The organism is Actinoplanes sp. NPDC051537 (assembly GCF_055586105.1).
Genome location: NZ_JBVJIU010000009.1, coordinates 308,416 through 320,176, shown reverse-complemented (window position 1 = coordinate 320,176; position 11,761 = coordinate 308,416). Strand labels below are relative to the sequence as shown.

Sequence of the window (11,761 nt, the reverse complement as noted above, 5' to 3'; positions counted from 1 at the left end):
GCTACCCAAGCCTGGTCCGACGGACGGCGGAGTCCCAATTCGCGATCGGATTGCCCAGCCACCGGCTGTCGTCGGGCACCGCGTCGCCCCGGGTGACCAGCGAGCCCGGGCCTACGGTGGTACGCGCGCCGATGCTCGCGCCGGGCAGAACGATCCCGTGCGGGCCGAGCGTCGCGCCCGCGCCCAGGGTCACCTCATCCATGCTCATGATCCGATCATGAAACAGGTGAGTCTGCACCACGCAGCCCCGGTTGACCGTCGCGCCCGCCCCGAGCCGCACCAGGTCGTACTCCGGCAGCCAGAAGGTCTCCAGCCACGCGCCCCGGCCGATCTTCGCGCCGAGCGTCCGCAGCCAGATGTTCAGCAGGGGGGTGCCGGTGGCGAAGCGGAACAGCCACGGCGCGGCGAGCGCCTCGACGAACGTGTCGGCGAGCTCGTTGCGCCAGACGAACGACGTCCACAGCGCGTGGTCGGTGACCCGGAACCGGCCGACCAGCAGCCACTTCGCGGCGGTCGCGGTGAGCGCGGCGGCGATCGCCGCGACCAGCATGACCGGGCCGGCGGCGAGCGCGGCGACCCACGCGCCGGCGTCGTGCCAGATGCGGGCGAGCGTGCCGAGCACGAGGACGGCCAGCACGCCGGCGAGCATCACCGGGACGATCCGGCACAGCTCGATCGCGGCCCGGGCCAGCTTGAGGCGCAGCGGCGGGTCGTAGGTGCGGCTGCTGTCGGCGGCCCCGACGGTGCGGCGCAGCGGCATCGGCGGCGCGCCGAGCCACGACGAGCCCTTCTTCGCCTTGCGCGGCGCCGACGAGAGCACCCCGACCAGGCCCCGCTTGGGCACCGAGCGGCCGGGCGCGGCCATCCCGGAGTTGCCGAGGAACGCCTGCTTGCCGATCCGGGCCGGGGCCACCCGCAGCCAGCCGTGGCTCAGCTCGTAGGTGGCGACCATGGTGTCGTCGGCCAGGAACGCGCCGTCGTCGACCGTCGTCATGGCCGGCAGCGCGAGCACCGTGGAGGCCTCGACGTTGCGGCCGACCTTGGCGCCCAGCAGCCGCAGCCACACCGGCGTGAACAGGCTCGCGTAGATCGGGAACAGCGCCGAGCGGGCCATCCCCATCAGGCGCTCGGTCGTCCAGACCTGCCACGCCACCCGCCCGCGGACGGGGTGGAAGCCGGCCCGCACGCCGAGGCCGAGCAGGCGCACCGCGGCCAGCACGAGCAGGGCGTAGGTCAGGAAGTAGGCGACCGCCGCGACCGGGACGAGGTAGACCGAGACGGCCACGAGGACCAGGGCCGGGAGCACGGCCACCACCGGCAGCAGGCCCAGGAGCTGGGCGGTCAGGCTGTACCAGCCCACCCACAGCCGGGACCGCCGCGCGGGACGCTCGGCCGGCCAGGCGGCCGCGCCCTTGGCGGCGGGGACGGCCGGTGAACCGGCCCAGCGGCGGTTCGCCGGCACGGCGCCGGTGACGGTCGACCCGGCGGCGATGTTCGCGCCCTTGCCGATCCGGGCGCCGGGCATGAGCGTGCTGCGGGCGCCGACCCGGCTGCCCGCGCCGATGCGCACCTTGCCGACCCGGACGACGTCGCCGTCGACCCAGTAGCCGGACAGGTCGACCTCGGGCTCGACCGCCGCGCCGCGGCCGAGCTTCAGCAGGCCGGTGACCGGCGGCGCGGAGTGCAGGTCGACGTCCGGCCCGATGGACGCGCCGAGCGCCTTCGCGTACGTGATCATCCAGCCGGCCCCGGCCACCCCGGTCGCGCCGGTCAGCTCGGCGAGCCGCTCGGCCGCCCACAACCGCAGGTGGACACCGCCGCCGCGGGGGTAGTCGCCCGGGCGCACGCCCCGGAGCAGCGACCGCGCCCCGGCCGCCGCCACCGCGATCCGCCCCGGCGGGCTGAACAGGAGCACCCAGCCGGCCGCGATCCACCACCAGGAGATCTGCGGCGCCCAGGACACCAGCAGGTTGCCGAGGGTCGCGAGGACGGTGACCCAGCGCAGCCCGACGAGCGCGAGCATCGGCAGCATCAGCAGCGCCTGGAACAGCCCGGACCGCAGGGGCGTGGGCCGGACCTCGCGGCGGACGCGCGACGTCGTGTCCAGCGCCTCGATCACCGCCGCCATCTGCGACAGCCGGGGGTTCTGGTAGACGCCGGCCACCGAGACCTGCGGGTGCGCCCGCCGGATCCAGGCCACCAGCTGGGCGGCGCCGAGGCTGCTGCCGCCGCTGCTGAAGAAGTCGGCGTCCGGCGTCGCCGGGCGCACGCCGAGGATCTGCTCCCAGCCCTCGGCGAGCCACGCCTGCGTCGCGGTGAGCTCGGTGTCGCCGCCACCGCCGGCCAGGGGCCAGGGCAGGGCGGCGCGGTCGACCTTTCCGGAGGTACGGGTCGGGAGCTCGGCCACCTCGGCCAGCAGCGGGACCAGCGCGGCCGGGAGCTGCTCGCGGATGCGCTCGGCGGCGGCGACGGCGTCGAACCCGTCGCGCGGCACGACGTAGCCGACCAGCAGCTGGTTGCCGGCCGCGGTCCGCTTCACCGCGGCCGCCGCGCCGGCGACCCCGGGCAGCGCCTGCAGGGCGGCGTCCACCTCGCCCAGCTCGATCCGGCGGCCGCCGAGCTTCACCTGCTCGTCGCCGCGGCCGAGGAACAGCAGCCCCTCGGGCTCGGCGCGCACGATGTCGCCGCTGCGGTACGCCCGCGACCAGCCCAGCGCCGGGAGGGGGGCGAACTTCTCGGCGTCCTTCGCCGCGTCCAGGTAGCGGGCCAGGCCGACGCCGCCGATGACCAGCTCGCCGGTCTCGCCCATCGCGACCGGGACACCGGCCGGGTCGACGACGGTCAGCTCCCAGCCGGCCAGCGGCAGCCCGATGCGGACCGGCCCGTCGCCGGTCATCCGCGCGGCGCAGGCGACCACGGTCGCCTCGGTCGGCCCGTACGTGTTCCAGACCTCGCGCCCCTCGACGGCCAGCCGCTCCGCGAGCTCGGGCGGGCACGCCTCGCCCCCGAAGATCAGCAGACGGACGTCGTCGAGGGCCTCGACCGGCCACAGCGCGGCCAGCGTCGGCACCGTCGACACGGCGGTGATGCGCTGCTCGACCAGCCACGGGCCGAGGTCGACGCCGCTGCGTACCAGCGAGCGCGCGGCCGGCACCAGGCACGCGCCGTGCCGCCAGGCCAGCCACATCTCCTCGCACGACGCGTCGAAGGCCACCGACAGGCCGGCCAGGACCCGGTCGTGCGGGCCGAGCGGGCTCTCCTCGGCCAGGAACAGCTGCGCCTCGGCGTCGACGAAGGCGGCCGCGGCGCCGTGCGAGACGGCGACGCCCTTCGGGGTGCCGGTGGAGCCCGAGGTGAAGATGATCCAGGCGTCGTCGGCCGGGTCCGGGCGGCCGGGGCGTCCGCCCGGGGTTCCGCGCAGCGTCACGCTCAGCTCGTCGCCGATGACCGCGCAGACGCCGGCCTCGCCGAAGACCAGGTCGGCGCGCTCGTCGGGGTCGTCCGCGTCGACCGGGACGTAGGCCGCGCCGGCCGCCAGCACGCCGAGGATGGCCAGGTAGAGCTCCGCGGTGCCGGAGGAGACCCGGACGCCGACCCGGTCGCCGGCGCCGACGCCGTGCTCGCTCAGGCGTGCCCGCAGGGCCTCGACCCGATCGGCCAGCTCGCGGTAGGTCAGCTTGGTGTCGCCGGTGTCCAGCGCGGGGCTCGCCGGATGGGCTCGCACGGTCGCGTCGAGGACGTCGACCAGCGTGCGGCGGACCGGCGCGGAGGAGGACAGGAACAGCGCCGGAGCCGGCGGCGCCTCGGCAATCTCGGGAAGCTCGATCAGCTGCGGATCGGTCGTCACGGTCACCGGGCGTGCACCATCCCTACCTCGCGGTCAACGTCGGCCAGGCGCGTGACAGTCGGCCGCGCGGGGCAGCGTTCAAAGTTACGGGAAGGAAACGGGAAGTGACGGCTCTATGTCGAATTCGTGGCCATGGACACACCCGCGAAGGCCTCACGGACGGAACGGGCCGGTCACCCGGTAGGTGCGGGAGAACCACGACCAGTACTGGGGATTCTTCCGGCAGGCGGCGGCGGTGTGGCACACGGCCGGGTCATGCTGCGCATATTTCAGGAAATATCGTAGCTTCTGGTCCGCGGCTTGGTCGGACTGGTTGGCCGGCAGCCTGGCCACCGGATAGCCGCGGAAGCCGGCCAGCGAGTGCGCGACGGCGTACTGCCGCTGCGCCTCGAACGTGTAGTACGCCGTGTTCAGGTGGTCGGCGTGGTCGCCGTCGGCGTACCCGGCCGAGTAGTCCAGGGTCCGGATCACCGACGGGCGGATCAGCGTCATGAGGTCGGCCAGGGTCGCCCGCAGCGACGGGCCGGTGTAGGCGGCCGATCCGTCGACCGCGTGGATCGTGGCGATGGCGCCCGAGCGCAGCTTGCCGAGGCACTCGTAGTGGTGCACCGGGTACCCGTTCGGGCTGCCGGTCGGCAACCGCATGAACAGCAGCCGCACGTTCCGGCCGGCCAGCGTGCGGGTGTGGATCCGGTGGCCGCCCACGGCCATCGTCGACGAGCGCCAGGAGTCCCGCGCACCCGCCATCGACGCGTACGCCGCCATCGCCCCGGCCTCGCGACCGAGCCAGTACCGCGGTGGCCGGCCGGCGTCGCCCGCGGTCAGGAAGACCACCGTCACGCACCACCGGGCGGCGATGTCCGCGTACGTGTTCGGGTTGATGAACAGCAGGTCGTCGTCCTGGTGCGCGACGACGGCCATGCTGGTGTCGGCGATCGTGCACGACGCCGAGCCCGCGGCCGGTGTGGTCGGGCGAGCGGTGCTCAGGCCGACGACGACGGCGGCGGGAACCAGCACGGCCCCGGCGAGAATCGCGAGGGCCCGCCGGCGGCCGCGTTCCAAGATCGCACGCATCGGCGTGGAGGCTAGCGTGACGGTGCAAGGTGGACGGTGCGCCATTTTGTCGTACCGGGGACGTAGGTTGTCGGCATGACCGAGAACGCCCTGACCGAAGCCGATTTCGCCGCCGCCGTGGCCCGGGCCCAGGGCGCCGCCAAGTCGTATTACGACACCGGCGAGGTGGTGATGACCGACGCCGACTACGACGCGTTGCTCGACCGCATCGCCGCGGCGAAGACGGCCCACCCGGAGTGGGACGACCGCGGCCTCACCACGCGGGTCGCGGCCGGGGTGTCCGGCGGCGGCGACGTGCGGCACCCGGTGCCGATGATGTCGCTCGGCAAGGTCACCGGGGAGGACGACGTGCGCGCCTTCGTGGCGAGCCTCGCCGGCGACCCGTGCCTGGTCGAGGTCAAGCTCGACGGGCTCGCGATCCGGGTGGAGTACGAGTCGGGCCGGCTCGCCCTGGCCGCGCTGCGCGGCGACGGCAGCACCGGCGAGAACGTCACCGCCCAGGTGCTGCGCGGCGTGGCCGGGTTGCCCGCCCGGCTCGGCGCCGGGTGGACGGGCGAGGTCCGCGGCGAGATCTACATGACCGTCGGCGACTTCGAGACGGCGAGCGCCAACCGGGTCGCGGCCGGCGCCAAGGCGTTCATCAACTCGCGCGGCGCGGTCGCCGGGTCGATCCGCAGCGTCGACCGCACCTACGAGACGCCGATGACCTTCGCGGCGTACGACATCTCCGGCGATTTCGCCTCCCACCGCGAGCGCATGGCTCGCGCGGTCGAGCTCGGCTTCCCGGTGGCCGGCCGGCTCGCCACCGGCGAGATCCAGGTCGCCGCCGACGCCGACGCCGCGCTCGCCGCCATCGCGGGCATCGGCGAGCTGCGCCGCGGCCTCGAGTTCCCGATCGACGGCGCGGTGCTCACCGCCGACCTGGAGTCGACGCGCCGCCGGCTCGGCTCCGGCAGCCGCACGCCGCACTGGGCGGCGGCGTTCAAGTACCCCGCCGACACCGGCTCCACGGTGCTGCGCGACATCGAGGTGCGGGTCGGGCGCACCGGCCGCATCTCGCTGCGCGCGGTGCTCGACCCGGTCTTCGTCGACGGCACCACGATCACCTACGCGACGCTGCACAACCCCAAGTTCGTCGAGGAGCAGGGCCTCGCCATCGGTCAGACCGTCGCGGTGTGGCGAGCGGGCGACGTCATCCCGCGGGTCACCGCGCCCATCGGCGAGCAGCCGCACGGCCTCACCCCGTGGGCGCCGCCCGAGACCTGCCCCCAGTGCGGCGAGCCGTGGGACAAGACGAGCCTGCTCTGGCGCTGCCACACCGCCTCGTGCAGCGCCACCAACGCGCTCGAGTACTGGTGCAGCCGCGACGCGCTGGACGTCGAGGGTGCCGGCGAGGCGCTCTGCGTCGCCCTGGTCAACGCCGGCCTGGCCAACGACGTCGCCGACCTCTACGGGCTGACCGAGGAGCAGCTGGCCGAGCTGCCGGTCGGCAACACCAAGGCGGGCGGCGTCGTGCTGCTCGGCAAGCTCAACGCGGCCAAGGTCGTCGCGTCGCTCGAGCACAGCAAGACCCAGCCGTTCAACCGCGTCATCACCGGCCTCGGCATCCGCATGACCGGGCGCAGCGTCGGCCGCTGGCTCGCCGCCCGCTTCAAGACCATGGACGCGCTGCGCGCCGCCACCGTCGAGGAGATCGCCGAGATCGACAAGATGGGCCTGATCAAGGCGCAGCACGTGGTCGACGGCCTCGACGCCATGTCCGGCGTGATCGACCGGCTCGCCGCCGCCGGCGTCACGATGAGCGTCCCCGAGACCGCGGGGGAGAAACCGCTGGACGGCAAGACATACGTGGTCAGCGGCAGCGTCCCGGGCTACACGCGCACCACGGTGAGCGAGCGCATCGAGGAGCTGGGCGGCCGGGCCAGCGGCAGCGTCTCGGCCACCACCACCGCGCTGGTCACCTCCGAGACGACCACGGCCAAGGCGAAGAAGGCGGCCCAGCTCGGCGTCCCGATCATCGACCCGGCCGAGTTCGCCGAGATGCTGGCGGGCTGACCGGGTTCCCTCACCTTCTGTCACGTGACCGGGCGGGACGGGCCGACTTCCATGGAGGCATAGCGGAACACCAAGACGCTGGAGGCCCCGTGACTCCGATCAGTCGACGTACCGCCTTGACCGCCGGCGCGGTTGCCGGCCTTTCGCTTCCCGCCGGCGCCGGCCTGGCTACGGCCCGCGCCGGCACCGTGAAAGCCCTCCTGGCCGGCGACCCGACCGGCGCGTTCGCCGGTTCGAACCCGGTCAACCCGCGCGTGGTGACCCACGTGACGTCGATGCAGGCGGGCCACGGCTGGCAGGCGGCCGGCACCAGCGCCGCCAACCTCAACGACACGACGACGTACGCGCTGGGCAGCCAATGCGCCTCGATCACCACCCGAACCGACGGCGTCGCGTCGACGCTCACCCGGACCGGCCTGTCGCTGAACCTCTCCGGCACCAAGCAGCTCCGGGCGCTGATCCGGGTCGACGGCGTCGACTACCTGCAGGGGCTGAACGTGTACGTGTCGTCGGACGGGATGGCGGCCAACTTCGGCATCATCTACATCCAGTCCGAGACGCCCGATCCGTCCGTACGCTGGCTCAAAGATGGCGAGTGGAAGTGGGTGACCCTGCCCTGGCAGTCGGCGATCGTCACCGGCAGCCCGAACCTCGCCGCCGTCGACTCGCTGCGCATCCGGGCCACGTCCGCGAGCGGCGCCACCTGCCAGGTGCGGCTCCAGGCCATGCAGGTGATCGAGCGCCGGCCGGTCGCCGCGGGCGGGATCGTGTGCTTCACCTACGACGACTCGTACGGCGCCCAGTACTCGATCGCCAAGCGTGACCTGGACAAGTACGGCTGGCCCGGCACCGCGTACACGATCGTCTCCAACGTGCAGGCCGGCGACGGGGGCAACGGCACCTACCTGACCACGGTCCAGCTGCAGCAGATGCGGCGCTGGTCGGGCTGGGAGGTCGGCCCGCACGCGATGACGGCGAGCGACCACAACCGCGGATTCGCCGCGGCTACTAACGCCGCGACCGGCGTCGCGTACGGCAGCAACCCGTTGTCCGCGGCCGAGCTGGACGCCGACATCGCCGACACCGTGCAGTGGTTGATCGGCAACGACCTGACCGACGGGTTCGTCGGGCACTGCTATCCGCTGGGCCGCTACAACGCGGCGGTGCAGCGGCAGATGGCCCGCGACGGGCTGGCCTACGCGCGCGCCATGACCAGCACGGCCACCAGCGCCGAGACGATGCCGCCGGCCGACCCGTACGCGATCCGTTGCTACACCCTCGACAACACCACCTCGCTGACCACCCTCCAGGCCCGGGTGGACGGCGTCGCCGCCCACGGTGGCCTGCTCGTGTTCTGTTGCCACGACATCGTCGCCGCCCCGGCCACGTCGACCCAGTTCGCGACGGCCACCCATGGCGCGCTGGTCGACTACGTCGCCGGCAAGTCCGGCGTGCGCGTCATGACCCTGGGTGACGTGATGCGCTCGGTGACCGTCGGCTCTTGACACTTTCCCATATGGGAAAATATTGTGGCGGGCATGGCACGAGCAGCGACGACGTCGGACACGTTCAACGCGATCGCCGAGCCGCAGCGCCGGGACATCCTGGCGCTGCTGCGCGCGGGCGAGCGGCCGGTGACCGACCTGGCCCAGCAGCTGGGGATGAGCCTGCCGGGGGCGTCGAAGCATTTGCGGGTGCTCCGGGAGGTCGGGCTGGTGCGGGTTCGCGGGGCGGGCAAGCAGCGCCTCTACGGCCTGGACGCCCGCGGGCTGCGGCCGATCCACGAGTGGGTCGGCGGGTTCGAGCGGTTCTGGAACGAGAGCTTCGACCGGCTGGACACCTACGTGCAGGAGCTCAAGCAGACACGGCAGGAGGACTGACCGATGACCGGGGCACGGCAGGAAACGGGGGCGGAGCCGGCGACGGCCGACCGGGAGATCGTGATCTCCCGCGTCATCGACGCCCCCCGCGAGCTGGTGTTCGAGGCGTTCACCGAGGTGCGGCACCTGTCGCGGTGGTGGGGGCCGGAGGGGTTCAGCACGACCACGCGGTCGTTCGCGTTCCAGGTCGGCGCGGAGTGGGAGTTCGTGATGCACGGGCCGGACGGGACGGACTACCCCGAGTGGATCACCTGGACCGAGATCGACCCGCCGGCGCGGATCGCGCTGCGGCACGGTGAGTTCCGCGACGACCCGGACTCCTTCACGTCGGTCCTGACGTTCGAGCCCGATGGCGCGGCGACCCGGATCGTGATGCGCACGGTGTTCCCGACCCGGCAGCTGCGCGACGACGCGGTCGAGAAGTACCACGCGATCGAGGGCGGCCGGCAGACCCTGGGCAACCTGGCGGCGTACGTCGCCGAGCTCGTCGTTCGGAAGGGTGCGGAGGGCTGATGGCCGGCCAGGTGTTCTTCAGCGTGTCGATGTCGCTGGACGGTTTCATCGCGCCCGAGTCGCTCGGGGAGCTGATGGGGAAGCAGTGGGTCGAGCTGCAGGCGTGGGTCTTCCCGCAGCGGTTCTTCCGGGAGAACCTGAAGCTCGGCGGGGGCGGCGAGGAGGGCCGCGACAACGACATCCTGCGGGCGACGTTCGAGCGCACCGGCGCGAGCGTGATGGGCAAGCGCATGTTCGACGCGGGCGAGCCGGCGTGGCCGGAGGAGGCGCCGTTCCACACGCCGGTCTTCGTCGTGACGCACGAGAAGCGTGACCCCTGGGAGCGGCCGGGCGGGACCACGTTCCACTTCGTCAACGACGGCATCGAGCCCGCGCTCGACCTGGCCCGGGAGGCCGCCGGCGACCGCGACGTCCGGATCGCCGGCGGCGGCGCGACGATCCTGCAGTACCTGAACGCCGGCCTGGTCGACGAGTTCTCGATCGCGCTGTCGCCGGTGCTGTTCGGCACGGGGGTCCGCCTGTTCGAGGGCGTGGACGCGTCCCGGGTCGCGCTGCAGCCGGTGCGCGCGGAACCGTCGGCGCGGGTGACGCACCTGACCTACGCGGTGCGCCCCCGATAGCCGTGCCGGTCAGCCGTTCACCGTTCGGCCGGGGTCGGCGGCGCGCAGGTCGTCGTGCGCGCGGGCCAGCCGCACCTGACGCAGGTACGCCATCGGGGTGATGCCGACGTGCTGCCGGAATCCCGCCTGCAGGGCGCGCGTGCTGACCCCGGTGATCTCGGCGAGCGCGGCGACGGTGAACGGCCGCTCGGGATGCGCCCGCATCGCCTCCACCGCTCGCCGCACGGCACGCGGCGCCGGCAACGTAACACCGGCCGGGCCGGCGCTACCGGTTCGCGAACTCGCTCAGCAGATCGGGCGTGAACGCGACGTACCGGGCACGCCCGCCGCGTTTCGCGTGGTACATGGCGATGTCGGCGCGGTGCATGAGGTCGGTCGGGTCGGTCGCCCCCGCGGAGAGGGCGATCCCGATGCTGGCCCCGACCGACACCGCCCGGCCGGCGACGGCCACCGGCAGGCCGATCTCGAACACCAGCCGTTCGGCGACCACCGCCGCCTGGTCCAGGGTGGTGGCGTCGCCGAGCATGACCGCGAACTCGTCGCCGCCCAGGCGCCCGGCGACGTCGGTGGCGCGCAGCAGCGACGTGATCCGGGCGGCGACGCTGACCAGCAGTTCGTCGCCGGCGGCGTGGCCGAGCTCGTCGTTGATCGGCTTGAAGCGGTCAAGGTCGATGAACAGCAGCGCGGCCGGTCGGCGTTGTCCCAGGTGATCGCGGAGGCGATCGAGGAACAGGCCCCGGCTCGCGAGCCCGGTCAGGGCGTCGTGCACGGCGCGGTTGACGCGGTCCAGCGTGTGCGCGTCGGTCAGCGCGAGGCTGACGTTCTCGGCGAAGGCGCCCAGCGTCTGCCGGTCGTGGGCCGCGTACACCCGCTTGTCGCTGTACGAGGCGATGAGCAGGCCACCCACCACCTCGCCGTTCTCGCGCACCGGCGCCGCCATCGACGCCCGCAGCCGGCCGCCGGTGAGCTCGTGGATCACCCGCGAGGTGCCGTCGTAGCCGGTCGCGGTGGCCACGTCGTCGGTGCGCATCGCGATGCCGACGGCGCCGACCTCGGTGAGGGGGAGGGCGGGCAGCTGGGTGGCGGGCAGGCCGAGGGCGGACAGCAGCCGCGCCCGGTCCGGGGCCTCCGGGTCGCGGACCCAGAGCCCGACGATCTCGTCGCCCAGCAGGTCGGCGGCGGCCGACGTGATCATCTCGAGGATCTGCTGGAGCGGATCACGGCGGGAGATGGCCCGCTGGATGTCCGACACGTGCCGCATCAGCCGCTGCTGCTCCCGCAGCGACTCGGCCAGCAGGGCGTTCTCGCGTGCCTGGTGCTCGCTGCGCTCGCGCAGGGCCTGCTCGGCGTGCACGGTGCGCACCATGGTCAGGGACAGCTCGAGCAGGCGGGCCATCCCGCGGACGAGGCTGCGCTCAGCCGCGGTGAACTGGTCCTCGCCCCAGCGGGCGATGATCAGGTGCCCGGGATGGGTGCCCGACCACGCCGCCGAGAAGGCCCGGCAGCGGTCGAGCCCGGGCACGTCGATCCAGTCCCGCTCGCCCCGGGCCACCGCCCAGAGGTCGGCGGCGGGGGCCCGGCCGGCCGGGAAGCCCACCGCCGCGGCCACCTCGCCGTCGACCATGACGGCGCTGACCTCGGCCTCCAGCGCCTGGGCGGCTCGCTCGACGGCTCGCTCGACGGCCGAGCGCTCGTCGAACACCGACGTCATCACCGCGAGCAGTTCCAGAAGCTGCTGGACCTGGAGCGACTCCGCTGCCGGTTGTGTCATG

At 73.5% G+C, this 11,761-nt stretch carries 9 protein-coding genes; 5 read left to right on the top strand and 4 right to left on the bottom strand.

Translation table 11 applies throughout. The features are described 5' to 3' along the window. Nucleotide 1 precedes the first annotated feature (1 nt). Both ACZ6TB_RS23880 and ACZ6TB_RS23875 read right to left on the bottom strand, forming a co-directional pair. Nucleotides 2-3,853 carry a Pls/PosA family non-ribosomal peptide synthetase gene (locus tag ACZ6TB_RS23880; RefSeq protein ID WP_465557070.1) on the bottom strand — a complete coding sequence of 1,284 codons (3,852 nt, stop codon included), beginning with the start codon at nucleotides 3,851-3,853 and terminating at the stop codon, nucleotides 2-4. 147 nt (nucleotides 3,854-4,000) lie between these two features. Beyond that, the gene (locus tag ACZ6TB_RS23875) at nucleotides 4,001-4,921 is read right to left on the bottom strand and encodes a PIG-L family deacetylase (RefSeq protein ID WP_465557068.1); all 921 of its coding nucleotides are present in this window, start codon (nucleotides 4,919-4,921) and stop codon (nucleotides 4,001-4,003) included. A 75-nt stretch (nucleotides 4,922-4,996) separates the two neighbouring features. Between ACZ6TB_RS23875 and ligA the strand changes: the two genes are divergently transcribed. The 5 genes from ligA to ACZ6TB_RS23850 all read left to right on the top strand — a co-directional run bounded on the left by ligA (nucleotide 4,997) and on the right by ACZ6TB_RS23850 (nucleotide 9,989). Continuing rightward, nucleotides 4,997-6,976: an NAD-dependent DNA ligase LigA gene (ligA, locus tag ACZ6TB_RS23870; protein ID WP_465557066.1), complete on the top strand. Its 1,980-nt coding sequence runs from the start codon at nucleotides 4,997-4,999 to the stop codon at nucleotides 6,974-6,976. Between the two features lie 89 nt (nucleotides 6,977-7,065). Further along, complete coding sequence (locus ACZ6TB_RS23865) at nucleotides 7,066-8,481, top strand: polysaccharide deacetylase family protein (RefSeq protein WP_465557064.1); 1,416 nt, start codon at nucleotides 7,066-7,068, stop codon at nucleotides 8,479-8,481. A gap of 33 nt (nucleotides 8,482-8,514) precedes the next feature. Next, a complete protein-coding gene (locus ACZ6TB_RS23860) occupies nucleotides 8,515-8,856 on the top strand; it encodes an ArsR/SmtB family transcription factor (protein ID WP_465557062.1) in 342 nt (113 codons plus the stop codon). A 3-nt stretch (nucleotides 8,857-8,859) separates the two neighbouring features. Further along, nucleotides 8,860-9,369 carry an SRPBCC family protein gene (locus ACZ6TB_RS23855; protein WP_465557060.1) on the top strand — a complete coding sequence of 170 codons (510 nt, stop codon included), beginning with the start codon at nucleotides 8,860-8,862 and terminating at the stop codon, nucleotides 9,367-9,369. Then, a complete protein-coding gene (locus tag ACZ6TB_RS23850) occupies nucleotides 9,369-9,989 on the top strand; it encodes a dihydrofolate reductase family protein (RefSeq protein ID WP_465557058.1) in 621 nt (206 codons plus the stop codon). The genes ACZ6TB_RS23855 and ACZ6TB_RS23850 overlap by 1 nt, the downstream gene beginning before the upstream one ends. Before the next feature lie 9 nt (nucleotides 9,990-9,998). Here the strand turns inward: ACZ6TB_RS23850 and ACZ6TB_RS23845 are convergent, their stop codons facing one another. Together ACZ6TB_RS23845 and ACZ6TB_RS23840 are read right to left on the bottom strand one after the other, a co-directional pair. Continuing rightward, the gene (locus ACZ6TB_RS23845; RefSeq protein WP_465557057.1) at nucleotides 9,999-10,193 is read right to left on the bottom strand and encodes a helix-turn-helix domain-containing protein; all 195 of its coding nucleotides are present in this window, start codon (nucleotides 10,191-10,193) and stop codon (nucleotides 9,999-10,001) included. Between the two features lie 61 nt (nucleotides 10,194-10,254). Continuing rightward, entirely contained in the window at nucleotides 10,255-11,760 is a 1,506-nt protein-coding gene (locus ACZ6TB_RS23840) for a diguanylate cyclase domain-containing protein (protein WP_465557055.1), read from the bottom strand. Nucleotide 11,761: the final 1 nt, after the last annotated feature.